Below are 23,927 nucleotides of genomic sequence, written 5' to 3' on the forward strand. Positions count from 1 at the left end.
GTCGTCCTGTCGAGAGGGCTGAAGTGCCTCGAACCTGTGAGGCACAGCACATAATCGAACATTGAGCCACAGCATCAAACGCAAAACAACAGTCGTGCACGGAGAATTTTCAACGATATAAATCGAGCGGGTCCGACGGGCCGACGCCTGCGCCGGATCCCCGCGTACGGGACGCGGAAATCTGGCGCAGCGTCACGCCACGACTACCGCGGCAGCCCCGAAGGGTCCGTGGCCCAGGAGGTGTTGGCCTGACCGGACAGCCGGTAGGCCAGCTTCCCTCCCCCGGTCAGCAGGCTCGCGTCCGTCCACGACCGGTCGTGGGCACGCCCGTCGACCGTCACCGCGTCGACGTACGGATGCGCCGCGTCCGCCGCCGGTGCGGTGATCGTGATGTCCCTGCCGTGCGGCCGGTCGATCACCGCCTTCGGGAACAGCGGGGCGCCCAGCAGCAGTTCGCCGCCACCCGGCGCCTGCGGGTACAGGCCCAGCGCGGAGAAGACGTACCAGGCGGACATGGTGCCCAGGTCGTCGTTGCCCGGCAGGCCCCGCGGCCCCGTCCCGTAGACCGTGTTCAGGATCTCGCGTACGGTCTCCTGGGTCTTCCACGGCTGCCCGAGGGCGTTGTAGAGCCAGGGGGCGTGGATGCCGGGTTCGTTGGTCGGGTCGTAGCGGACCGCGTCGCCGCCCTTCACCGACCAGGAGCCGTCCGCCTTGTGGAAGAACGCGTCCAGCCGCCGCGACGCGACGTCGCGGCCGCCCATCGCCCGGGCGAGGCCCTGGACGTCCTGCGGAACCATCCAGGTGTACGTGGCGCTGGTGCCCTGCGCGAAGCCGCGGTCGCTGCCCGGGCTGAACGGCGTGACCCAGGAGCCGTCGACGTTGCGCGCCTGGATGTAGCCGGTGGTGCCTGCGCCGTCCGCGGCGCCGGGGTTGTACACGTTGCGCCACCAGCCGCCGCGCTCCTTGAACGCCTCCGCCTCCTCGTCACGCCCGAGCAGTTCCGCCCAGCGTCCGAGCGCGGCGTCGGCGACCGCGTCCTCCAGCGTCTCGGCGGCGCCGCCCCAGCAGTGGCAGACGTCCTGCGGCGCGTAGTGGGACTTCAGGTACTGGGCCAGATTGGGCCGCTGACCGGTGCACTGGCCCGGGCAGCCGGCGTCCGAGAGCCCGTCGTCGACGGGGACGGTCGCCTGGCGCGCCAGCGACTCGTACGCGCCCTCGTAGTCGAAGTTCCGCACCCCCATGGCGTAGAACGTGGCGAGGGTGGCCGCGGTGGGGTCGCCGGTCATGACGTGGGTGGCACCGTTGATGTGCACCCAGCGGTCCCACACCCCGCCGTTCTGCCGGGCGAAGTTGTACAGCGACTGGGCGAAGTCCCCGGCGATCTCCGGTTTGAGGAGGGCCAGCAGCTGTATCTGGGCCCGGTACTGGTCCCAGCCGGAGAAGTTGCTGTACTGCGCCCCCTGCCCGCGCCCGATCCGGTGGGCCGCCCCGTCCATGCCGGGGTAGCGGCCGTCGGTGTCGCTGATGAGGTTGGGCTGCATCAGCGAGTGGTACAGCGCGGTGTAGAACGTCGTCCGCCGGTCCTCGGTCCCGCCGCCCGTGCGTACGGAGTTCAGCTCCCGGTCCCACGTGCGGCTCGCGGCGGCCGCCACGTCGTCCACGCCCGCGCGCGGGGCGATCTCCTTGCGCAGGTTGGCCTCGGCGCCCGCCTGGCTGACGTAGGAGATGCCGATCCGCATGTGGACGTCGTTGTCCGTGCCGGTGTCGAAGCCGACCCAGCCGCCCGACCCCCGGCCCGCACGCTCCGCGCCCGTCGCGTACCCCTCACCGCCGCTGCCCTCGGTCGAGCCGGGGGCGAGTGTGCCGTCCTTCCAGGTGCCGGTGGAGGAGAAGGCACGGTCGAAGGAGGCGGTGAAGTAGAGGCGGTAGTAGCTCCTGCGGTTGTTGGTGCCGCCGTTGGCGCGCCGCCCGCAGAAGGCGCCGGTGAGCACCGAGCCCGTGACCTTGCGGTGTGCGGTGTCGATCCGGACCTGGGCGTCCTCGCTGCCGTTCAGCGAATTGGAGACCCGGAAGAGGAGGTTGGCCGGCTTGCCCGCCGGGAACGCGAAGTCGGCCACGCCGGCGCGGCGGCTCACCGCGAGGTCGGCCGTGGCTCCGGAGTCGAGGCCGAGGGTGTAGCGGCCCGGGACTGCGCGCTCGTTGTCGTGCGAGAAGTCCGCGGCGTAGACGGCGTCCTTGGTGTCGGCGGACGGCGACGACGTGACGTCCCCGACGAACGGCATGATCGGGATGTCACCGGCCGCCCCGGGATTGCATCCGGCGCCGTTGACGTGGGTGAGGCTCAGTCCGCGCAGTCGCGTGACGCCGTACTCGTAGCCGTTCGCGGCGCCGGTGCTGGTCTGGTCACCCGTGGTGCTCGTCGGCGACCAGGCGATCATGCCGTACGGGAGGGTCGCGCCGGGAAAGGTGTTGCCGCCGTTGGCGCTGCCGATCAGCGGATCCACGTAGGCGGTCGGGCGGGTGACGGGCGCGGCGGCCTCTGCGGCGGCGGGCAGCACGGCGCCGGCCAGGGCGCCGGTGACGACCAGGGCGGCCGTTCGCGCGGCGAGGCGCCGGGGCGCGGTCAGCGGTCTGGGGGGCATGTCGCGTACCTTCCAGGGGGGTTCGGACAACGTTGTCAGAGGCCGGCTCGCGGCCCGTGACCACGTGATCGATACGCGGCCGAGCGTAGGTCCCCGCAGCGCGGGAGGGAATGCCCCAGCTGTCATCCCGGATGAATGCACGGTGAACGGATGCCGCGATCCGGACGGCCCGTACGCAATCGCCCCTCCTCGCGCCCCGGCCCGCCGCAGGGAGACGGCGGGCCGGGGCGCGAGGAGGGCGGAGCGGGTGCGGTCAGATCGCGTACGCGTACTGCTCGGGGGCGTGCGCGCGCCCGTTCAGTTCGCGCGCCGCGTGCTGCGCCCAGGACGGGTTGCGCAACAGTTCGCGCCCGAGGAGCACGGCATCCGCGCTGCCCTCGGTGAGGATCTTCTCGGCGTGCTGCGGGTCCGTGATCAGACCGACGGCCGCGACGGGCAGCGCGGTCTCCCGCTTCACGCGCTCGGCGAAGGGAACCTGATATCCGGGGCCGGTCGCGATGCGTGCGCGGGGAGCGTTTCCGCCGGTGGAGACGTCCAGGAGGTCGACGCCGTGCGCGCGGAGTTCCCCGGCCAGCCGTACGGTCTCGTCGGCGGTCCAGCCCTCGCGCTCGTCCTCGGCGTTCTCGGTGAGCCAGTCCGTGGCGGAGATCCGGAAGAAGACGGGCAGCTCTTCGGGCCACACCTCCCGGACCGCGTCGACGACCTGGAGGGCGAAGCGGACGCGGTTGTCGTAACTGCCGCCGTACGCGTCGGTGCGGTGGTTGCTGTGCGGCGACAGGAACTGGCCGACGAGGTAGCCGTGCGCCCCGTGCACCTCGACGACCTGGAAGCCCGCTTCCAGGGCCCGGCGCGCGGCCTCACGGAAGTCCGCGACGACCGCCTGGATCTCGTCGACGGTCAGCTCGTGCGGCACGGGGTAGCCGGTGTCGAAGGGCAGCGGGCTGGGGGCGACGGGGGTCCAGCCGTGCGCGTCGGGCCCGACGGGTCCGCCGCCGGCCCAGGGGGCAGCGGTGGAAGCCTTGCGGCCGGCGTGGGCCAGCTGGATCCCGATGACCGATCCCTGCCCCTTCACGAAGTCGGTGATGCGGCGGAAGGCGGCGACCTGGGTGTCGTTCCAGATGCCGAGGTCGGCCGGGCTGATGCGCCCCTCGGGGCTGACGGCCGTCGCCTCGGTGAGGATGAGTCCGGTGCCGCCGGCGGCGCGGGCAGCGAGATGCGCGAAGTGCCAGTCGGTGGGCACACCCGTTTCGGGCCCCTCCACCGCGGCGCAGTACTGGCACATGGGTGCCATCCATGCCCGGTTGGGCACAACGAGCGACCTCAGGGTGAAGGGGTCGAAAAGGGCACTCACGACGGACTCCGTTTCGCCGGGTACGGAAGGATCGCTAGTACGATACATCCCGTACTACGACGTCCGTCAAATTACGACGCCTCTCGTACAAGGCTGCGGGACGAAGCCCGGCGCGGCGCGCGTCAGGTCAGCGGGTACGACGTGCGGCCGGACGCCTCGTCGATCTCGTCGTGGGCCTTGGTCAACAGCTTCATCGCCAGTTCGTTGAGTGCGCGGGCCCCCGCGATCTCCTCGCCCACCCTGGGCTGTTCGGAGTCGGAGGGATGGCGGCTGGCATAGCCGTGGGCACGGACCTCGCTCCCGTCGGAGAGCCGCACCAGGGCAGCCGCGCGGGTGCGGTGGGTGTCTTCCTCGAATTCCAGCTCGATGTGCCATCCGACAGCCGTCTGTGTCATGGCGCTCACCTCCGGAGCCTTCTCCTCCAGGGTGCGCCTCGCCCCGCGGCCGTGCGCGGCGGGGCGAGGCCTCGGACCGGCTTACCGCCCGCGGCGGCGCAGCGTGATGCGGACGCCGGCGTCGTACGACTGGTTCCAGCTGCGTCCGGCGCCCGACTTCCAGGTGATGTGGGCGGTGGCCCCATCGGTCCGGACGGAGTCCACGGTCATGGCACGGTCGCCGTCCCGTACGTCCCCGCGGCGCAGCTCGTCCGCCCTGACCGTGACCGGGCCGGCCGACCCCGCCCTCTCGGCCTCGTCCGCCGCGAGGCCGAGAGCGGTGGCCAGTTCCCGGGCCCGGGCCGGGGTGCAGATCAGCGAGAGGTCTCCCGACGGTGTGCCGACCCTGATCGCGACGCCCTCACCGGCCGGGGTCGCCTCCAGGCGGCCGGCCGGCACACCGCTGTCGTCGTTGCCACGCGTCATTCGTTCTGCTCTCCCTTGCCCGGACCCCGGGCTCATCGGTGCAGCCGGAGGCTCTCCGGCGGGCCCAGGTAGCTGGGCTTGAGGCCGCCGGTGTCGACCACCAGGTTCTGCAGCACCACCGTCGGGTCGACCATCCAGAATTTCAGCACATGCACTCCGGCGGCGGCGATGTGGTGCTCCGTGCTGGTGACGTTGACGTTGTCGGAGGTGTTGCGGGCCCACTGCGCGTTCATGGTCCCGTCGTCGGCCCCCGTCACCTTCGTGACGTTCACCGGTTGCGGTGCGGCGTCGTCGAAGGAGACCGCGTACGTCAGCCCGTCGGTCGGCAGCGGGTTGTTGCGGGGCGACAGATAGGCGTGGACCGTGACCGGGCCGGTGGTGAACAGGCTGACGCGGTACTCCAGCCGGGGGCTGCCGCCACCGGGGGTCCGGCGGGCCGCGGTGACCGGGAAGGGTTCCATGCCGGCGCCGGTCCGTCCGATGTCCGGGATGCGCTGCCAGCTGATCCCGCCGCCCTCGACGGCCCGGCTGTAGTGGTCGGCCTCGATGGACACGTACCCGTTGGCCTCGACGAAGCCGTCGAGGCGCGAGCGGGACAGTGCGGGACGGTCGACGACCGCCGTGACGACGACCTCGGCCCCGTCCGGCCCGCTGACGGTGACCGGCACCTCGGTGACCCCCTTCGGGGCCCTGGCCCAGTCGACGCGCAGGGTGATCCGGTCCTGCTGCTCGACGCGGCCCCGGACCCGGTCCGCGGTCAGCCAGGAGGCACCGGTGCGCACGCGGTAGTCGAACGGGGCGCGGCCCCGGTTGAACACCTCGATGTACTGGGCGGGCTGGCTCTGGTACGGGCTGAAGACGGGCAGTACGGCCGGTCCCTGCTCGTGCGGCCACCATGCGGCCGAGCCGTCGACGGCGACGCCCATCTCGGCGCCGGCCGGCAGGTCGATGCGCTTGACGGCAGGGAAGAGGACGTCCTTGAGCGCGACGTTGTTGATCTCGGGCTGCTGCCAGGGAGCGTTCGGGCCGTAGCGCGCCACGTCGCCGTAGTCGATGTGCGGCTGGGTCTGGAAGCCCTGCCACTTCCCCCCTGCGACCTGCGTGTTGAAACGGTCGGCCAGGGCCAGGTCGTCGGCGAGCCGGGCCTCGGCGGCGGCCGCCAGATCGTTGGCGCGGGCCCGGCCCTGGGCGGCGTAGTGCAGGTTGGTGAACTCCGCCTCGCGCAGGGCGTAGAGATTGGCGGTGGCCTGCACCTCGTAGCCGACCAGTTCGAACCAGGCGTCCTGGGCGGTGGCCGGCAGCCGGCGTCCGACCCGCTCGGCCTCCTCGCCGAGCTGTCGCCATTCCTCCGTGACGCGCTCCAGTTCGCGGTAGTCGACGATGCTGAACGGGGTCGCCTCGTCGTCGTACACGATCGCCGAGCTGTCCTTGGCGGGGTCCTTGGCCGGGTCGAGGGTGATCTTCCGGTTGAGCAGTTCGGGCTTGCGGCGCGACTGGAGCCGGGAGTAGGCACGCAGGACGGAGGCGATCGCGGCGGCCTGCCTCTCACCGAAGTTCTGCCGGGCGTAGCGCTCCTCCCACTCGGGCAGCCGGTCCAGGGGCCACCGCTCCGGGTTCCAGGCGTACTCCAGGAAGAACTGCGTGGGCAGTTCGTTGCCCTTGAGGTCGCCGACGTTGGTGATCCACAGTCCGTGGTTCCCGTAGGCGGCGGACTGGTGGAGCTGGTCCCACATGTTGGGCAGGGAGGCGGTGTCCACCCACTTGTAGTTGCGGCCGACCCCGACGTAGTCGAAGTGGTAGTACAGCCCGTAGCCGCCCTCGCGGGCATCGTTCTTCAGGTCGGGCAGCTTGCGGACATTGGCCCAGTTGTCGTCGGTGAGCACCACCGTCACGTCGTCGGGGACCCGCAGTCCGCGGTCCCAGTAGTGCTGGACCTCCTTGTAGAGCGTCCAGACCTGCGGAATGGTGGTGACGTCCTTGCCGGAGATCTCGGCCAGGAGCTCCCGCTGGGTGGCGATGATCTCGGTCATCAGCTCGATGCCGTCGCCGTCGGGCAGGCTGACGTCGCCGTTGCCGCGCATACCGAGGGTGACGACGCCCTCGAAGTCCTCGTCCTTCATCCGGCGGATGCCGTCGGCCCAGTAGGCCTTGATCGCCTCGGCGTTGCGGCGGAAGGACCACTCGCCGGTGCCGCCGTACGGGTCGTGGCCGGGGGTGGTGATGTTGCCCGCGCTGTCGCGTACCGCCGCGACCGCGTGGCGGTTCCACTCCTCGATGCCGCGCATCATGGGGGCCTCGTGCGAGGTGCCCATGACGACGCCGTACGCCTTGGCGGTGGCGTGGTTGAGCGGGTCGTCCTCGGCGAACGCGCGTCCCCAGACGGCGGGCCAGAGGTAGTTGGCCTTGAGGCGCAGCATCACCTCGAAGATCCTGGCGTAGAAGTCGGCGTTGAAGCCGCCCTCGAAGCCGGGCGCCTTGCCGGGGCCGAAGTAGGCGGGGGCCCAGGTGCCGAGCGCCGGGTTCTCGTCGTTGATGAAGAAGCCGCGGTACTTGACGGCCGGGGTGCCCTGGGTGTGCCTGCCGGGCAGTACGTGGATCTCGTCCCGGTGAACGGGCGCGACGTCGTCCCACCAGTACCAGGGCGAGACACCGATGCCGCGCGAGACGTCGTACGTGCCGTAGATCGTGCCGCGCTGGTCGCTGCCCGCGATCACGAGTGCGCGCTCCACCCCGGGCAGCGGCTGGTCGACGACCGTCTGGAGGCTGGTCTCCCATTTGCCCCGGATCCCGGAGACGTCGAGCTTGCCCCGCGCGATGAGTCCGTCGATCAGCGGGCTGCGGCCCACGGTGCCGATGATGGTGATCTCGCGGCCCTTGGGCGCCGCGCCGTGCGAGAGGACGGGGCGGGCGCCGGTGACCCGTTCGATGTCGCTCTGGAGGTCTCCGGCCACCCGGACGACGCCGGCCCAGTCGCGGTCGCTGACGAGGATCGGGGCCGCGCGCCCGTTCCTGACGAGTGCGAAGCTGCCGCGCCGGGGCGTGAACGAGATGTACGCGCCGGGGTCGGTCGGCCGCGCCGCCGGGCCGTGACCGTTCGCGGACGCCTCGGCGGACAGGCCGAGGAGAGAACCGAGAGGGGTCGCGGTGAGTGCGGTGAGACCCAGCCCGAGCCCCAGCACCGCTCTGCGGCCGGCGTACTGCGGGACGTTGTCGTCCATGCTGCTCTCCTCGTTGTTCGTACTCGTGCCACAAGGGGTGGATGGGGTGCCCGGACGAGGCCTCCGGCGCGGGGCCGCCGGAGGCCGTCGCCGCCCGTCAGTTCCGGCCGGCTGCGAGCTTCAGGTCCTGGGTCAGGGCCTTGTACGCGGGCTTGGCCGTGTAGTTCTCGTCGAAGAGGTTGGCCGCGCCCTCCCCCTCGAAGGTGTCGGGCACCCAGGAGTACTTGTCGGTGAAGCCCCACACGGTGAAGTCGGTGCAGTGGCGGGTGAGCAGGCAGCCGCGCAGCAGCACGTCGTACCCCTCCGCCTGCGCCTCCTGCTTGGTGCTGTCGGAGGGCATCGGGATGCGGACGTCGGCCTCGGTGATCGCCGTCTCCAGACCGAGGTCGTCGAACCGCTTCATGTTGTCGGCGATGTCGTGCGGGGCGTTGTACTGGACGGCGAGGTGCCCCTGGATCCCGACGCCGTCGATCGGCACGCGGTGCTTGCGCAGCTCCACGACCAGGTCGTAGAGCGCCGTGCTCTTCGCGTTGACGCCTTCGATGTTGTAGTCGTTGATGAACAGCTTGGCCTTGGGGTCGGCCTGGTGGGCCCAGCGGAAGGCGTCCGCGATGTAGCCGGGGCCGAGCTTCCGCAGCCAGATGCTGTCCCGCAGGGTGCCGTCGTCGTTGAAGGCCTCGTTGACGACGTCCCACTGCCAGATCCGGCCCTTGAAGTGGCCGGCCTCGTCCGTGATGTGCTTGCGCAGGATGGCGCGCAGCTCGTCGGCGCTGAAATCGCCCTCGGTGAGCCAGGCCGGCAGCTGGTTGTGCCAGAGCAGGGTGTGGCCGCGCACCAGCTGTCCGTTGGCTCTGGCGAAATCGACCAGTTCGTCGGCTGCGGCCCAGTCGTAGGTGCCCCGCTCCTGCTCGACGACCTCCCACTTCATGACGTTCTCCGGGGTGACGGAGGTGAACTCGCTCGCCGCCTTGGCCCGGTAGGGCGCGTCCGCGGCAAGGGCCGCCATGTCGACCGCGGTACCGATGCGCAGGTCGGCCCGCAGGCCGAGACCGCCCAGGGTGTCGGCGGCGGGGGGCTTCGGCTTCCCGTGGGAGCCGGAGTGCTCGGGGGCCGCTGATGCGCTGAGGGTGAAGGAGGAGACGAGCAGCGCCGCGGCGGCGGTGCCGATCATGGCGGCACGTGTTGTCTTGCGCATGACATATCCCTTTTCGGTGGGTGCGCTTCCTCCGGGATCTGCATGCCGGAATCGACGCACGTTCGATGAAGATGCTTCGAAAGTTTCGTGAACCTCCCCACAGTCGGTGGGGAGGTTCACGAAGGGGATGGTGCGGCTGTGCGGGCGGAGCCGGTCAGCGCACGGCCGGCTCCGGGACGGGGGCGTCCTCGACCGAGGTGCCGCAGACGAGCTGCCGCCGGTGGTCGACGATGCGCTCGGGGCCGGTGAGCCGGAGCCGCAGGGTCCGGCGGACGTCGGCCGCGTCGCTGGAGGCGGCGAGCCGCAGTTCGAGCGCGCCGGGCTCGACGACGCGACGGCCGCCGATGCCGGTGAAGGACGCCAGATCCGCGTGGAAGCGGAACCGGACCCTGGCCGCCGCACCGGCGGCGAGCGGGACCCTGGCGTAGCCGATCAGCCGTGCCTGCGGCCGGGTGGTCTGGGCCACCGGGTCGTGGAGGTAGAGCTGCACGACTTCGGCCCCGTCACGCTCCCCGGTGTTGCGGACCGTGACCTCGACGTCGGCGGAGCCGTCGGTGGGGATCTCGACCGGGGCCGGATCGCCCTGCTCCCAGTCGAAGGTCGTGTACGACAGCCCGTGCCCGAAGGCGTAGAGCGGTGTCGGGTCCAGGTTGCTGACCCCGCTCGCCAGCCCCAGCGGCGGCTGCAGATACGTCCACGGCTGACCGCCCGGCCCCTGCGGAACGCCCACCGGCAGCCGGCCGGAGGGGTTGACCCGGCCGGAGAGCACGCCTGCCAGCGCCGGGCCGCCCTCCTCGCCGGGGAAGAAGGCCTGCACGATCGCCGCCGTCCGGTCCGCCCAGCGCCCCAGCGCGTACGGGCGGCCCGTCAGCAGCACCAGGACCACCGGGGTGCCGGTCGCCAGCAGGGCGTCGAGGAGCTCGCCCTGCACGCCGGGCAGCGAGAGATCGGTCGCGTCGCAGCCCTCGCCGGACGTGCCGCGGCCGAAGAGACCGGCCCGGTCGCCGAGCACCGCGACACAGACATCGGAGTCCCGGGCCAGCCGGACGGCCTCCGCGATCCCGGAGGTGTCCGTGCCGTCCACCTCGCAGCCGGCCGTGAAGTCCACCGCGGAACCGGGGAACTCCCCGCGCAGCGAGTCCAGCACCGTCGGCACGTCGATGCCCATCGTGAACTCGGGGTGCGAGACGCCGACGTGGCTGGGGAAGGAGTAGCAGCCGAGCATGGCCAGCGCGTCGTCCGCGCGGGGCCCGACCACGGCGACGCGCCCGGGGTTCCGCAGCGGCAGCGTGCCGCCGGGGTTGGCGAGCAGCACGCAGGCCTGTTCGGCGAGCTGCCGGGCCAGGGCCCGGTTCTCCGGCGGGTCGAGGTTGACGGTGTCGCGGGCCTTCTCGGGGTCCGCGCCGTTCAGCGCGGCGGGCAGCGGCGACCAGTCCGGGTCGAGCAGCCCGAGCTCGCACTTTTGGAGCAGGACGCGGCGCAGGGCGCGGTCCACGAGCGCCTCGTCCACCGCCCCCTCGCGGACGGCGGCGACGAGGACGTCGCCGTAGCTGCGGACGGTGGGCAGTTCCACGTCGACTCCGGCACCCAGGGCCAGCCGGGCGGCGCCGGCGCGGTCGGCGGCGACCTTGTGCAGGGTCTCCAGGAAGCCGATGCCGAAGTAGTCGGCGACGACGGTGCCGGTGAACCCCCAGGTGTCGCGCAGGAGTCCGGTGAGCAGGGCCGGGTCGGCGGCCGCGGGCACACCGTCGATCTCGGCGTACGAATGCATCACCGAACGCGCCCCGCCCTCCAGCACGGCCATCTCGAAGGGCGGCAGGATCACGTCCGCCATCTCACGGGCCCCGGCCCGGACCGGCGAGAGGTTGCGGGCGCCGGCGGAGGCCGAGTATCCGGCGAAGTGCTTGAGCGTGGAGATGATTCCGGCGGACTCCAGCCCCCGCACGTATGCGGTGCCGATGGTGGCCACCAGATAGGGGTCCTCGCCGATGGTCTCCTCGACCCGGCCCCAGCGCAGATCGCGGGCCACGTCCAGGACGGGCGCGAGGCCCTGGTGGACCCCGACGGCCCGCATGTCGGCGCCGATCCGCCGGGCCATCTCGGCGACCAGGTCCGGGTTCCAGGCCGCACCCCAGGACAGCGGGACGGGGTAGGCGGTCGCGCCCCAGGCGGTGAAGCCCGCCAGGCACTCCTCGTGGGCGAGGGCGGGGATGCCGAAGCGGCCGGCCTCGGCGATCCGTTCCTGGGCACGTGCCAGGGCGAGGGCCCCGACGCCGGGGTCGACCGGGGCGGTGCCGAACGGCCGGGTGAGCTGGCCGAGGCCACGCGTGGTCAGGTCGTCGAAGTCGACATCGTCGACCATGTCGTTCTGGTGCGGGGCGACCCCGTCGCCCTCGGCGTCGGCACCCACCCAGATTCCGTACAGCTGGGCGGTCTTCTCCTCCAGGGTCATCCGGGGGATCAGGTCGGCCACCCGCTCCTCCGGGGTGAGGGAGGGGTCGCGCCAGGGGCCGTCGACGGCCGGGGCCGCTTCGGTGCTGCGGGCGTGCGGGACAGCGGGGATTGCCATGGGGGCAGGGGTTCCTCTCATGAGTACGGTGGTCCGGGGCGGCGTGGAGTGCTACTTGCCGCCCACCCCCATCAGTCCGTTGACCAGCGCCTTGCGTGCCACGAGGTACACGGCGAAGATCGGCACGACGGAGAGCACGATCGCGGCCAGGACGGCCGGCACGTTGACCCCGAACTGGGACATGAAGTTGAAGAGGCCCAGTGTGAGCACCCTGTTCTCCTCCGACTGGGTCAGGATCAGCGGGAACAGGAAGCCGTTCCACGCCTGCAGCGCGGTGTAGATGGCCACCGTGCTGATGCCCGCCTTGGACATCGGGATGGCCAGCTGCCACAGCATCCGCAGGGGCGTCGCGCCGTCGAGGGCCATCGCCTCGTACATCTCCTCGGAGACGTCACGCATGGTGCCGCTGAGGATCAGTACGGCGACCGGCATCGCGAACGCCGCGGTCGGCAGGATGATCGCCGGCAGGCTGTCGTACAGACCCATCTTGCTGATCAGCAGGTACAGCGGCACGATCACCGCCTGCGCCGGAATCGCGACGCCGAGCAGGAAGGTCCGGAAGGCGAGCGAGGAGAGCCGGCTGCGGGTGCGCACCGCGACATAGGCGACCGGCACCGCGAGCAGCAGGACGATGGCGACGGTGGCCACGGCGACGATCGCCGTGTTCGTGAGCATCGAGGAGAAGCCGCTGTCCAGCACGGTGCGGTAGTTCTCGAGCGTCGGGTCCGTCGGGACGGCCAGCGGCTCGCCGTTGAGGGCCTCGTCCTGGTGCATGAGCGAGGAGGAGACCAGTGTGTAGAGCGGGACGATGACGAGCAGCAGCCAGACCAGCGAGCCCAGGCCGGCCAGGGGGTTGCCCCACTTCCGGCGGCGCCGGGCGGCGGCCAGCCGGCTCCGGGTCACGGGCGACGTGGGGCGTGCCACGGGGCGGGTGTCGATTGACATCTCGTCACATACCTTCCCGGGTGGACCGCATGTTCCCGAAACCGCTGAAGCGGACCAGGATCAGCGACAGGGCGGTGGCCACCACGACCAGGGCGGTGGCGATCGCCGCGGCGTAACCGAGGTCGTAGGTCTGGAAACCGGTCCGGTACATGAGGTACGGGAGCACGGTGGTGTCCGTGCCGGGGCCGCCCTTGGTCATGATCAGCACGGTGTCGAAGTACGTCAGCGAGCCGACGATCATCAGGACCGAGGAGGTCGTGATGGTGTTGCGCAGCTGCGGCAGGGTGATGTGGAAGAACTGGCGGAGCATGCCGGCGCCGTCGATCTCCGCGGCCTGGTACAGGACCTGGGGTATCTGCCGGGTGCCGCCCTGGTAGATCAGGGTGTGGAACGGCATGAACTGCCAGCCGCCGACGAATGCCACGGTGAGCAGCGCGCCGGTGGAGGAGCCCATGATGTTCGGATCGATCCCGAACCAGGGCCCGATCGTCTTGATGACGCCGAAGTTGGGGTCGAGCAGCGCGTGGAACAGCATGGCGATGGCCGTGGTGGAGAGCAGCAGCGGGATGAAGAAGACCGCCGAGAGCACGGCCCGGCTGCGCTGCCTGCCCGCCGCCCAGACGCCGAGCAGCAGCGCCACCGGGGTCTGGAACGCCCAGCTGATCGTGGTGAGGAGCAGGCTGAGCCACGCGGCCTGGCGGAACTCCGGGTCCTTGAACAGCCGGGTCCAGTTGTCCGTGCCGACGGGTGTCGGGGAGTTCAGCCCGTCCCACTGGCAGAAGGAGAGGTAGACGGCGATCGCGAGTGGGACGATCGCGAAGAGGGCGAAGAAGAGGATGCCGGGCACGGCCCAGGCGACCGGGGGGCGGCCGACGTTGCCGACGGCCGCCTTCCTTCCTCCACGCACCTTTTTGTACGAAGAGACGTGGGACATTTTTACTTGACGGCCTTCATCGCGGCGACGAACTGCTCGGGGGTCGACTTACCGGCGAACAGCTTGCTGATTTCGGTGAGCAGCGGGGTGGCGATCTTGGACTCCAGTGCCTGGTCCCAGGAGAGTGTGAAGTCCGGGGCCTTCTGGACCATGTCGTACTGGTCGGTGGCGAACTGCGGGTTCGGCGAACCGCTCAGCATGGAGGCGGCGTTCGACGTGGTCGGGACGTCACCGTTGTCGACCAGGGCCTGGGCGTAGGTCTTGGACGCCATGGTCTTGAGGAACGCTATGGCCGCGTCCTTGTGCTTGGTGCGGGCGTTGACCGACCAGTAGTTGGTGGGGTTGCCCACCACGTTCGCCGCGTCACCGACGCCGCCGGCCACGGTCGGGAACGCCGTCCAGCCGAGGTCCTTCTTGGCGAACTCGGGCGCCTTGCCCAGCTGGGTCGAGTACTCCCACGAGCCCATCAGGTGCATGGCGGCCTTGCCCTTGTTGAGCAGGGTGGGCGCGCCTCCGTTGCCGTAGTCGACGGAGTTGAAGTTCTTGCCGAAGGCACCCTCGTCGACGAGCTGCTTGACGGTCTGGGCCGTCTTGAGCACGGCCGGGTCGCCCCAGCCGGAGGAGTCGCCGTTCTGGATCTTCCGGAAGACGTCGGGGCCGCCGATCCGGTCCAGGAGGTACTCCATCCACATCAGCTCGGGCCACTTGTCGGAGCCGCCGAGAGCGAACGGGGTGATGCCCTTGCCCTTGAAGGTGGTGATGGCCTTCTGGAGGTCCTCCCACGTCTTGGGGGGCTCGATGTTGTTCTCGGCGAAGAGGGCCTTGTTGTAGAAGAGCATCACGGGCTGCATGCCGCGCATGGGGATGCCGTAGGTCTTCCCGTCGAGGCCACCGGCGGTGACGATCGAGGGCAGGAAGCCGGCCTTGAGCGTGGCGTCGTTCTTCACCGTCGAGGTGAGGTCGACCAGCTGCTTGGCGTCGACGTACGGCTTGATGGAGCCGCCGCCCCAGTTGAAGAAGATGTCGGGCGCGCTCGGAGAGCCCATGGCGCTCCGCAGCTTGTTGACGTATTCGGTGCCCGGTACCGGGACCAGCTTGACCTTGACCTTCGAGGTCTTGTTGAACTCCTCGACCGCCGCCTGCTGGACCTTGACCGCGTCGTCGCCGTAGACGTACGCGGTGAGGGTGCCACCGTCACCACCACTGCCGCCGTTCGACCCGCAGCCCGCAAGCACGCCCGCCATGACCATGGCCGCACCGGCCGCGGTCAATCTCGCCGCACGCGTACTCTGAGTGAAAATTCCCGACCCCATGACCGCACCTCTGTCGAATGTTTCGGCCCTGCTTGCGAATGTTGCCGGAACCGTACGGTCGTGTTTCGGGCCAGTCAAGAGGGTCGGCCGAGGGAATTTTCCTTGGGGGCCCACCCCTCCCTCCTTGCGGCGGGCAGTTACGATTCCCTGTATGAGCCCCGCAAACGTCCAGTCACATCAGGAGAATGCGCCTGCCGGCGAGTCGCCGGACGGCACCGCCACGCTGGCGGAAATCGCCCGAGCGGCCGGAGTCTCGGCTCCGACAGTTTCGAAGGTGCTGAACGGACGGGCCGATGTCGCCCCCGGCACACGCACCAAGGTCGAGGAGCTGCTGCTCCTGCACGGCTACCGCCGCAGACGCGGCTCCACGACGCAGTCGCAGTTGATCGATCTGGTCTTCCACGAGCTGGACAGCGCCTGGGCCATGGAGGTCGTGCGCGGGGTGGAGAACGTCGCGCGCGAGGAGGGCCTGAGTCTGGTCCTGTCGGAGAGCGCGGGCCGCCTCACCCCCGGACAGACCTGGGTGGACGGCGTGCTGGCCCGTCGGCCGGTCGGGGTGATCCTGGTCCTGTCGGACCTCACCGCCGCCCAGCGCGCCCAGCTCACCAGCCGGAACATCCCGTACGCGGTGGTCGACCCGGCCGGCGACCCCGGCGACGACGTCCCGTCGGTCGGAACGACGAACTGGCAGGGCGGGCTCGCCGCCACCCGCCACCTCACCGGGCTCGGGCACCGCAGGATCGGGGTGATCAGCGGCCCGTCGCGCATGATGTGCAGCCGCGCCCGGGTGGACGGCTACCGTGCCGCCCTGGAGACCGCGGGCCTGCCGATCGACCCCGCCCTGGTCCGCGAGGGCGAGTTCCAGCACGAGGCCGGATACACCACGGGCATGGAGCTGCTGAGCATGGCGGACCGGCCGACCGCCATCTTCGCCGGGAACGACCTTCAGGCGCTCGGTGTGTACGAGGCCGCGCGCGAGCTCGGACTGCGCATCCCCGAGGACCTCAGCGTGGTGGGCTTCGACGACCTGCCGCTCACCCGGTGGATCGGGCCGCCGCTGACCACGGTGCGCCAGCCGCTCATAGAGATGGCGGAGACCGCGGCCCGGCTGGTCCTCGACCTCGGCCGGGGCCGGCAGCCCGCGACCACCCGCGTCGACCTGGCCACCAACCTGGTCGTACGCAACAGCACGGCGGCCCCCGGACGTTGATCAACTCGGTTGCGGCCGCGTTCGGGCGTCGGTACCGTCGCGCGGCATGAAGACCCCTGTCCTGCGGACTCCGCGGTTGGTGCTGGAGCCGTACACACCCACCGACGAGGAAGACTTCGTCGCGCTCTTCCAGGACGCCCGGGTGGGGCGCTGGATGGGCGACGGCGTGGACGAGGAGGCCGAGGACCGGGCCCTGTTCCGGCGGCTCTTCACGAAGGTGTACGCACAGGACCTGTTCGGCGTCTGGGTGGTGCGGCACGACGGGCGGGCGGTCGGGCACGCGGAGATCAAGCCGTCCCCCACCCCCGGCGTGGACGGCCACGAGATCGTCTACGCCGTGGCCCCCGCGGCGTGGGGGCAGGGACTGGGCACCGAGATCGCCGAGACGCTGGTCGCCCACGGCTTCGCCACCCTGGGCCTGGCCGAGGTGCACGCGACGGTGGACGCCGCCAACAAGGCCTCGCTCGCCCTGCTGACCCGGATCGGATTCCGCCACGTCCGTGACATCAGGGAGGACGACGGGAGCACGACCCGCCTCCTCACGCGTCCGAAGGCGCCCGGTCCGGGGCACTGAGGGTCCGGGCTCCCGAAACCCGTCGCCGGCCGCGAATGCGGCGGTGTCCGGAGCTGTCCTGCGCGCCACTGTCAGTGGCTGGGTGCAGACTGGCGCCTATCCGGCACAACGACGTTTCGGGAGGTTCGGTCATGACCGATGTTCTGCTCACCGTCGGCACCCGCAAGGGGCTCTTCATCGGCCGCAGGAGCGGTGGGGCATGGGAGTTCGGCGATCCGCATTTCAATGCACAGGCGATCTACTCCATCGCCATCGACAAGCGCGGTGACGTTCCCCGGCTGCTGGTGGGCGGCGACAGCGCGCACTGGGGCCCGTCCGTCTTCCACTCCGACGACCTGGGCGCGAGCTGGGTCGAGCCGGCGCAACCGGCCGTGAAGTTCCCGGAGTTCACCGGGACGTCGCTGGAACGGGTCTGGCAGCTGCACCCGGCGGGCCCCGAGGCGCCGGATGTCGTGTACGCGGGCACCGAGCCGGCCGCGCTGTTCCGCTCGCAGGACAGGGGCGAGTCGTTCGAGCTGGTCCGCCCGCTCTGGGAGCATCCGACGCGCTCGAAGTGGGTGCCGGGCGGCGGCGGCGAGGGCCTGCACACGGTACTGACGGACGAGCGGGACCCGCGGTCGGTCACGGTCGCCGTCTCCACCGCCGGGGTCTTCAGGACGGCGGACGGCGGCGAGAGCTGGACCCCGGCGAACAGGGGGGTGTCGGCGGTCTTCCTGCCCGATCCCGACCCGGAGTTCGGTCAGTGCGTCCACAAGGTCAGCCGGGACGCCGTCGATCCCGACCGGCTCTATCTGCAGAACCACTGGGGTGTGTTCCGCAGCGACGACGCCGGGGGCAGCTGGACGGACATCGGCGCGGGTCTGCCCTCCGACTTCGGCTTCGCGGTGGCGGCGCACCCGCACCGCGCGAACACGGCGTACATCTTCCCGATCAACGCCGACGCCGACCGGGTGCCGGCCGACCACCGCTGCCGCGTCTTCCGGACCACCGATGGGGGCGACAGCTGGGAGCCGCTGTCCTCGGGGCTCCCCGACGGCGCGCATTACGGCACGGTGCTGCGCGACGCGCTCTGTACGGACGACGCCGATCCGGCCGGTGTGTACTTCGGCAACCGCAACGGAGAGGTGTACGCGAGCGCGGACGACGGGGACAGCTGGCAGCAGCTCGCCTCGCACCTGCCTGACGTCCTGTGCGTCCGGGCGGCCACGATCGGCGGGTGACCGGGACGGGGGAGCATCGCGCCGCCGGCGGGCCCGGATCCGGTGGGACCGGGCCACGCACCGGCGGGCCCGCCCCCTCGGCTACGGAAGGCGCCAGTCCACCGGCTGCGCCCCCTGGCGCGCCAGGAGTTCATTGGCCTTGCTGAAGGGACGGGACCCGAAGAAGCCGCGGTCCGCCGACATGGGGGACGGATGGGCGGACTCGATCGCCGGGAAGTCCCCCAGCGACGGCCGGAGGTTGCGGGCGTCGCGGCCCCACAGGATGGACACCAGCGGGGTGCCCCGCGCGACCAGTGCCCGGATGGCCTGCTCCGTGACCTCTTCCCAGCCCTTGCCCCGGTGGGCGGCCGGCTTGCGGGGTGCGGTCGTCAGCGCCCTGTTCAGCAGCAGCACGCCCTGCCGCGTCCACGGGGTCAGGTCGCCGTTCGACGGGCGGGGCAGCCCCAGGTCCGTGTGCAGCTCGCGGTAGATGTTCTCCAGGCTCCCCGGAAGCTGACGGACCTCGGGGGCGACCGCGAAGCTCAGCCCGATGGCCATCCCCGGTGTGGGGTAGGGGTCCTGACCGACGATCAGCACACGTACCTCGTCGAAGGGCTGCTGGAACGCGCGCAGCACGTTCGCCCCCGACGGCAGATACGTACGGCCTGCCGCGACCTCCGCCCGCAGGAAGTCCCCCATCTCGGCGATGCGTCCCGCCACGGGGGCCAACGCCCGGGCCCAGCCGGGCTCCACAACTTCGTTCAACGGTCGCGCTGTCACGGGTCTCACCCTACCGGCGTAACGACAGGTGTCCCGCCCCTCCCCCACCTGCGGTGACCGTGCGGCACGGGGGCGGCCCGTCGCAACACCTCCGGCTCGTCGCGGAGGGCCTGGCGATAGGCTGCCGCCGTCATTCCTCTGCTGACGGGAGCCGCTCCATGGAGTCACACGGGCATGCGGCCGGGGAGTACGTCCTCGGCGTCGACTCGGGCGGTTCCGGGCTGAGGGTGGCGCTGGGCGCCGTGGCCGGAGAAGGCCCCGTGGCCACGGCGGAGTGCGCCGAGCCGGTGCGGACCGGCCCCGCCGGTATCGACGCCGCCCATCTCCTCGATCAGCTGCTGCCCACCGTCCGGCGCCTGCTCGCCCGGCACGGCGGAGGCGACCGGATCGCCGCCGCCGCGATCGGGGCGGCCGGCATGGCCACCCTGGGCGACCAGTTGCGCGCCGAACTGCCCTCGGCCCTGGCGGACGCGTTCGGTCTGCGGCGGCTCGCACTGGCCGCCGACGCGGTGACGGCGTACGCCGGAGCGGTCGGGCAACGGCCCGGCGCGGTCGTGGCCGCCGGTACCGGCCTGATCGCGCTGGGAACGGATCTCAGGCAGTGGCGAAGGGCCGACGGCTGGGGGCATCTGCTGGGCGACAGCGGAGGCGGCGCATGGATCGGGCGGGCCGGGCTCGACGCGGCGATGCGCGCCCACGACGGGCGGCGCGGGGGCTCCCCGGCACTGCTGGCCAGGCTGGAGGCCGTGTTCGGCCCGGCCCCGGAACTGCCCGGCCTGCTCTATCCGCGTACCGACCGGCCCGCGGTCCTGGCCTCGTTCGCCCCCGAGGTGGCCGCGTGCGCGACGCACGACCCCGTCGCCGAAGCCATCCTCCGTGACGCCGCCGGGCACATCGCCGAGGCCGCCGCCGCGGTGTGCCCACAGGTGGGTGCGGAGGGCGCGGAGAGCGAAGTGGCGCTGACCGGTGGCTTGTTCCGCATGGGCGAGCCGCTGCTCGCACCGCTGCGCGAGGAGCTGGCGCGACAGCTGCCGCAGGCACGGGCGGTCCCCGGTTCGGGTGATCCGCTGACCGGTTCGCTGCGCATCGCACAGGCGCTCGCCACCGACGGGCTTCGGCTGCCGCTCCACCCCACGCTGCTCCGGGTCACCGTGTCCCCGCCGGAATCCGGCACCTCCCGAGGGGCGACAGAGCAGGGCAGTCGACCGGTAAGCCACTGATCGGATAAATGCGGACAGACAACGCTCGACCGGCCCCTCCCTGAGCAGCGAGGTACCCAAAACCAGTAGCATGCGGCGCCATGAGCACCCCCACTGGGCCCGCTTCCGGCCTGCCTGTACGAATGCCGCGACCTCGCCAGTCCGGACGGCACCGCCGCCCGGAGCCCGTGGTCGCACCTGAGGGCGCTGCCGCGCTCGTTCTCGCCGTTCCCGGTACCCCCTCCCCGGCCAGCCGCAGTCTGGCCGAAGAGGTCATCAGCATCGCCCGCTCCGAGCTGCCCGGTCTGAACGCCCTGATCGGTTACCTCGACGGCGACGACGCCGAGTACCCCACTCTTGCGTCCGTTCTCGCGCACGCCGCCGCCGAGCGCATCGCGCGCTTCGAGCAGGCGAAGGCCGTCGGCCGTGAGGTGGCCGAGCCCGAGGGCCCGGCCGCCGTCGTGGTGCCGCTGCTCGCGGGGCCCGACAACACGCTGGTCCAGCGGATACGCCGCGCGATCGAGGACAGCCTGGCTCCGGCCGAGCTGACCGATGTGCTCGGCCCGCACCCGCTGCTCGCCGAGGCGCTGCACGTACGCCTCTCCGAGGCCGGCCTGGCCCGTGCGGACCGCGCGAGGCTGTTCACCGTGGCCACGGCCGCCGACGGCATCGTGCTGGCCACCGTGGGCGGCGAGGAGGCCGTGCAGGCGGCGGGGATCACCGGCATGCTCCTGGCCGCCCGGCTCGCGGTACCGGTGATGGCCGCAGCCCTCGACGTCGAGGGCTCGGTCGCCTCGATCGCCGAGCAGCTGAAGGGGTCCGGCTCGCTGCAGCTGGCCGTGGCGCCCTATCTGGTGGGCCCCGAGGTGGCCGACGGGATGCTGGACGCCGCGGTGAAGGAGGCCGGCTGCGCGAGCGCCGAGCCGCTCGGCGCGTACCCGGCGATCGGCAAGCTGGTGCTGTCGATGTACATGTCCTCGCTCGGCATCACTCCGGCGGTGGCGCAGGGAGCCCAGACGATCTGATCCGGGAGCCGGGTGCGCCGTCCGTCGCGGGAGCGGGACGGACGGCGCGCATGGACCGCCCGTGACAGACGTATGCCCCGGGACCCGCCGGCGGGTCCCGGGGCATACGCCGTTCGTCGGCGCCTCGCCCTCGGCTCCTCGGCTCCTCAGCCGAAGATCACGCAGGAGGCCGCAGGGGCCTCCAGGGACCCTTCCGGCGCCGGGACACCGGTCTCCTGGTCCACGGCGAACCAGCTGACGTCCCCCGACCTCTCGTTGGCGGCGTACAGCCGCCGGCCGGTGGGGTCGAGGGCGAGGTCGCGCGGCCAGTGCCCGCCACAGCTCACGGTCGTGACCAGGGACACCTGCTCGCCCGTGGCATCGAGGGCGAGTACCGAGATGCTGTCGTGGCCCCGGTTGGCCACCCAGAGGAACCGGCCGTCGTGCGCGGCGACGACCTCGGACGGATAGCTCGCGGGGCCCGCGTCACCGCTCGCCCCGTCGGGCAGTACGGGCGTCTCGCCGATGGCCTCCAGGGCGCCGGTGGAGGCGTCCCAGCGGCACACCGTGACCGTGGGCTCCAGCTCGTTCAGCACATAGGCGTGGCCGCCCGCGGGGTGGAACGCGAGATGGCGCGGGCCGGTACCGGGCCGCAGCGCCGTCTCGCCGTGCGGCCGCAGCTGCCCGGTGTCGGGGTCGAGCACACAGATCCGTACGGAGTCGGTGCCGAGGTCGACGCTGAGCACCCATTTGCCCGACGGATCGGGAAGGACCTGGTGGGCGTGCGGCCCCTCCTGGCGTTCGGCGACCGGACCGCTGCCCTCGTGCGCACGTACACAGGCGGCCGCGCCGAGCGAACCGTCGGCGAGCACGGGCAGGGTGGTGACGCTGCCGGAGCCGTAGTTGGCGGTGACCGCATGGCCGCCCGCGAGCGCGATGTGGGTCGGACCGTCGCCGTCGACCGGCCGGAGCTCCCCGAGGGGCCTCGGAACGTCGTGCCCGGCATCGAAGGCTGCTGCCGCACCCTTCTCCGTCTCGCTCACCGCGTAGAGGACCGCGCCTCCGGGGCCCCGGCCGAGCGCGAGGTACGAGGGATCGGGTACGGCGTCCGTCGTACCGAGGACGGTGAGCGCCCCTGTCTCCTCGTCCACGGCGGCGACGGTGATGCCGCGCCCGCCCGCCGAGGTGAACGACCCGATGAATGCCCGCCCGGCACCGTTGCTGCTGTCCACCGCACTGCCTCTCTCCGCCGACTGATCGCGACGACGACGGCCGCCGCGATCTTCCGCGGCGACCGTAGCAGTGCTGCCATTTGGTCCGGACCAGGGGTACGGACGCAGGGGTGCGAAGTCGGGTGCGGGATCAGGCCGGGAGGAGAGGCCCGCGGCGCGGGGCGTGCAGGGGCGCGGCCAGTTCGGCGAGGGCGCGCTCCAGGCCGTGCAGGTGGGCGAGGGCGGGTTCGGTGGCCGCCGCGTGCGCCGGGAGGGCCCCGGTCACCGTGGCGCGGGCCGGGCGCTCGGACGCGGTGAGCGCCTCCACGGCGCTCTCGACGCGCCAGCAGGCCGCAGCGAGCCGGGCATCGTGGGAGGCCTCCGGGTCCGCGGCCACGGAGGCCAGTCCGCGCACTTCCCGCGCACAGTCGTCGAGCAGGGCGAGCACGTGCCGCGCCCGTCGCTTGCGGGCCCTCATCGGGTTGAGCGGGTGCACCAGCGGCGCGAGCGACAGGCGCACCCGGCCGAGGATCGCCTCCAGTTCACCGACGCGCCGCGGCGGGTCGGCGTCCTCGCTCCCGGCGAGCCGTGCGGCGGCCTCGGCCGTGCACGTGTGCACGCATCGCAGCGCGCGCTCCACCCACACCTCGGTCACCGAGTGCGTGGTGACCGGCAGCACGAACAGCACCGCCAATACGGCACCGAGCGCACCGATCCCCGTCTCGGTCACCCGCAGCACGAGCAGATCCGTGTCGAGCACGCCGAGCAGCCCGTACAGCATGCTCGCCATCACGGTCACGGCCAGCATCATCCAGGTGTAGGAGACGGCAGCGGAGTAGAAGATCCCGAACACGCTGATCGCCACGACCACGGCGGCCACGACCGGCTCGTGGTGGAGCGGCACGGCCACCGCGAAGCCCAGACCGATCCCGAGCACCGTCCCCAGGAATCGCCTGAACCCGCGCACCACGGTCTCGCCCCGTGAGGTCGTGGCCACGAACACCCACCAGGTGGCGCCGACCGCCCAGTACCAACGCTGATCGGAGAGCACCTGCCCCACGGCGAGTGCGAACCCCGATCCCAGCGTCGCCTGCACGGCCTGCCGTGTCGTGATCCTCGCGAGCCCCGCTCCCCCGGCGGGCGGAGCGATCGCCACCGGTGCCGCGAAGCGCCGCTCGTAGCACCACACCCCGAACCGGACCACCGACGACGCGACGAGCGACAGCAGCACGGCCACGTACAGTTCGGGCAGCCGGCCGGGAACGGTGTGCAGGAACTGGGCGGAGAAATAGGCCATGAAGCCGAACACGCCCAGTGAGTGCCCGCGGGGCCCCCACCGCCGCGCGTACACACCCGCCCCCACGACCGCGAGGAACGCCAGGTCGCGCGCGACGGGCACATCGTGCAGCACGGCCGCGAGCGTGAGCACCGGCAGGCCGACGACGGGGAGGAGTGCGGTCGTGGCCGCCTGTCCACGCACCGTCGGGTCGGTCACCGTGAACAGGGCGAGCAGCGCGGCCAGGCCACCGGTGATGGCCGCCGCCAGCGAGTGCCCGGCCGCCCCGCAGAGCGCCACGGCGAGCCCGATACCGAGCACGGCCCGGGACGCGAACCGCAGCCGGATCCGCCCCGGATCGCGTGCGACGAACGCCCTCTTCAGCACGTAGCCCCGCCCCTCTCGCGCATGGATCAGCGCAGACATGAAAAAGGCGCCACAGAGATC

General features: G+C 71.7%; 18 protein-coding genes. 5 read left to right on the forward strand and 13 right to left on the reverse strand.

Going from position 1 to position 23,927, the window contains the following annotated elements; all coding sequences use genetic code 11:
• Window positions 1-203: 203 nt before the first annotated feature.
• The 10 genes from OG446_RS02490 to OG446_RS02535 all read right to left on the reverse strand — a co-directional run bounded on the left by OG446_RS02490 (window position 204) and on the right by OG446_RS02535 (window position 14,964).
• Window positions 204-2,642, reverse strand: coding sequence for a GH92 family glycosyl hydrolase (locus OG446_RS02490; RefSeq protein ID WP_328892452.1), 2,439 nt, complete (start codon window positions 2,640-2,642; stop codon window positions 204-206).
• Between the two features lie 253 nt (window positions 2,643-2,895).
• Window positions 2,896-3,993, reverse strand: coding sequence for an NADH:flavin oxidoreductase/NADH oxidase (locus OG446_RS02495; protein WP_328892453.1), 1,098 nt, complete (start codon window positions 3,991-3,993; stop codon window positions 2,896-2,898).
• Between the two features lie 122 nt (window positions 3,994-4,115).
• Window positions 4,116-4,388 carry a DUF1876 domain-containing protein gene (locus OG446_RS02500; RefSeq protein ID WP_219572999.1) on the reverse strand — a complete coding sequence of 91 codons (273 nt, stop codon included), beginning with the start codon at window positions 4,386-4,388 and terminating at the stop codon, window positions 4,116-4,118.
• Window positions 4,389-4,469: 81 nt separating this feature from the next.
• Window positions 4,470-4,853, reverse strand: a complete 384-nt coding sequence (locus OG446_RS02505) for a hypothetical protein (RefSeq protein ID WP_328892454.1) — start codon at window positions 4,851-4,853, stop codon at window positions 4,470-4,472.
• A 32-nt stretch (window positions 4,854-4,885) separates the two neighbouring features.
• A complete protein-coding gene (locus tag OG446_RS02510) occupies window positions 4,886-8,071 on the reverse strand; it encodes a glycosyl hydrolase 115 family protein (protein ID WP_328892455.1) in 3,186 nt (1,061 codons plus the stop codon).
• Window positions 8,072-8,168: 97 nt separating this feature from the next.
• Window positions 8,169-9,266 carry an endo-1,4-beta-xylanase gene (locus tag OG446_RS02515; RefSeq protein ID WP_328892456.1) on the reverse strand — a complete coding sequence of 366 codons (1,098 nt, stop codon included), beginning with the start codon at window positions 9,264-9,266 and terminating at the stop codon, window positions 8,169-8,171.
• Between the two features lie 154 nt (window positions 9,267-9,420).
• Complete coding sequence (locus tag OG446_RS02520) at window positions 9,421-11,835, reverse strand: glycoside hydrolase family 3 N-terminal domain-containing protein (protein WP_328892457.1); 2,415 nt, start codon at window positions 11,833-11,835, stop codon at window positions 9,421-9,423.
• 51 nt (window positions 11,836-11,886) lie between these two features.
• Complete coding sequence (locus OG446_RS02525) at window positions 11,887-12,780, reverse strand: carbohydrate ABC transporter permease (protein WP_328892458.1); 894 nt, start codon at window positions 12,778-12,780, stop codon at window positions 11,887-11,889.
• 4 nt (window positions 12,781-12,784) lie between these two features.
• Entirely contained in the window at window positions 12,785-13,714 is a 930-nt protein-coding gene (locus OG446_RS02530; RefSeq protein WP_328892459.1) for a carbohydrate ABC transporter permease, read from the reverse strand.
• Between the two features lie 2 nt (window positions 13,715-13,716).
• Window positions 13,717-14,964 carry an extracellular solute-binding protein gene (locus OG446_RS02535; protein WP_328898175.1) on the reverse strand — a complete coding sequence of 416 codons (1,248 nt, stop codon included), beginning with the start codon at window positions 14,962-14,964 and terminating at the stop codon, window positions 13,717-13,719.
• Between the two features lie 214 nt (window positions 14,965-15,178).
• Between OG446_RS02535 and OG446_RS02540 the strand changes: the two genes are divergently transcribed.
• From OG446_RS02540 to OG446_RS02550, 3 genes are all read left to right on the forward strand, one after another.
• Complete coding sequence (locus tag OG446_RS02540) at window positions 15,179-16,237, forward strand: LacI family DNA-binding transcriptional regulator (RefSeq protein ID WP_328892460.1); 1,059 nt, start codon at window positions 15,179-15,181, stop codon at window positions 16,235-16,237.
• Between the two features lie 46 nt (window positions 16,238-16,283).
• The gene (locus tag OG446_RS02545) at window positions 16,284-16,811 is read left to right on the forward strand and encodes a GNAT family N-acetyltransferase (RefSeq protein ID WP_328892461.1); all 528 of its coding nucleotides are present in this window, start codon (window positions 16,284-16,286) and stop codon (window positions 16,809-16,811) included.
• A gap of 131 nt (window positions 16,812-16,942) precedes the next feature.
• Entirely contained in the window at window positions 16,943-18,031 is a 1,089-nt protein-coding gene (locus OG446_RS02550) for a WD40/YVTN/BNR-like repeat-containing protein (protein WP_328892462.1), read from the forward strand.
• Between the two features lie 81 nt (window positions 18,032-18,112).
• On the opposite strand, the gene OG446_RS02555 is transcribed toward OG446_RS02550, so the two are convergent.
• Window positions 18,113-18,790 (reverse strand): uracil-DNA glycosylase, encoded by a 678-nt coding sequence (locus tag OG446_RS02555; RefSeq protein ID WP_328892463.1) that lies wholly within the window; start codon window positions 18,788-18,790, stop codon window positions 18,113-18,115.
• A 158-nt stretch (window positions 18,791-18,948) separates the two neighbouring features.
• Here OG446_RS02555 and OG446_RS02560 point away from each other — a divergent pair, with 158 nt between their 5' ends.
• Entirely contained in the window at window positions 18,949-20,010 is a 1,062-nt protein-coding gene (locus OG446_RS02560; RefSeq protein ID WP_328892464.1) for an N-acetylglucosamine kinase, read from the forward strand.
• Window positions 20,011-20,090: 80 nt separating this feature from the next.
• Window positions 20,091-21,014, forward strand: coding sequence for a sirohydrochlorin chelatase (locus OG446_RS02565; RefSeq protein WP_328892465.1), 924 nt, complete (start codon window positions 20,091-20,093; stop codon window positions 21,012-21,014).
• Between the two features lie 146 nt (window positions 21,015-21,160).
• Here OG446_RS02565 and OG446_RS02570 read toward each other — a convergent pair whose 3' ends face one another.
• Complete coding sequence (locus OG446_RS02570; RefSeq protein ID WP_328892466.1) at window positions 21,161-22,225, reverse strand: lactonase family protein; 1,065 nt, start codon at window positions 22,223-22,225, stop codon at window positions 21,161-21,163.
• A gap of 130 nt (window positions 22,226-22,355) precedes the next feature.
• The gene (locus tag OG446_RS02575) at window positions 22,356-23,867 is read right to left on the reverse strand and encodes an FUSC family protein (protein WP_328898176.1); all 1,512 of its coding nucleotides are present in this window, start codon (window positions 23,865-23,867) and stop codon (window positions 22,356-22,358) included.
• Between the last annotated feature and the right edge of the window lie 60 nt (window positions 23,868-23,927).

This window comes from Streptomyces sp. NBC_00236 (assembly GCF_036195045.1).
Lineage (GTDB): Bacteria > Actinomycetota > Actinomycetes > Streptomycetales > Streptomycetaceae > Streptomyces.

Coding starts and splice junctions, on each gene's coding strand:
- OG446_RS02530 (WP_328892459.1), bottom strand. CDS start 13,714: ATGTCCCACGTCTCTTCGTACAAAAAGGTGCGTGGAGGAAGGAAGGCG.
- OG446_RS02500 (WP_219572999.1), bottom strand. CDS start 4,388: ATGACACAGACGGCTGTCGGATGGCACATCGAGCTGGAATTCGAGGAA.
- OG446_RS02540 (WP_328892460.1), top strand. CDS start 15,179: ATGAGCCCCGCAAACGTCCAGTCACATCAGGAGAATGCGCCTGCCGGC.
- OG446_RS02525 (WP_328892458.1), bottom strand. CDS start 12,780: ATGTCAATCGACACCCGCCCCGTGGCACGCCCCACGTCGCCCGTGACC.
- OG446_RS02515 (WP_328892456.1), bottom strand. CDS start 9,266: ATGCGCAAGACAACACGTGCCGCCATGATCGGCACCGCCGCCGCGGCG.
- OG446_RS02510 (WP_328892455.1), bottom strand. CDS start 8,071: ATGGACGACAACGTCCCGCAGTACGCCGGCCGCAGAGCGGTGCTGGGG.
- OG446_RS02565 (WP_328892465.1), top strand. CDS start 20,091: ATGAGCACCCCCACTGGGCCCGCTTCCGGCCTGCCTGTACGAATGCCG.
- OG446_RS02490 (WP_328892452.1), bottom strand. CDS start 2,642: ATGCCCCCCAGACCGCTGACCGCGCCCCGGCGCCTCGCCGCGCGAACG.
- OG446_RS02545 (WP_328892461.1), top strand. CDS start 16,284: ATGAAGACCCCTGTCCTGCGGACTCCGCGGTTGGTGCTGGAGCCGTAC.
- OG446_RS02560 (WP_328892464.1), top strand. CDS start 18,949: ATGGAGTCACACGGGCATGCGGCCGGGGAGTACGTCCTCGGCGTCGAC.
- OG446_RS02520 (WP_328892457.1), bottom strand. CDS start 11,835: ATGGCAATCCCCGCTGTCCCGCACGCCCGCAGCACCGAAGCGGCCCCG.
- OG446_RS02550 (WP_328892462.1), top strand. CDS start 16,943: ATGACCGATGTTCTGCTCACCGTCGGCACCCGCAAGGGGCTCTTCATC.
- OG446_RS02505 (WP_328892454.1), bottom strand. CDS start 4,853: ATGACGCGTGGCAACGACGACAGCGGTGTGCCGGCCGGCCGCCTGGAG.
- OG446_RS02535 (WP_328898175.1), bottom strand. CDS start 14,964: ATGGTCATGGCGGGCGTGCTTGCGGGCTGCGGGTCGAACGGCGGCAGT.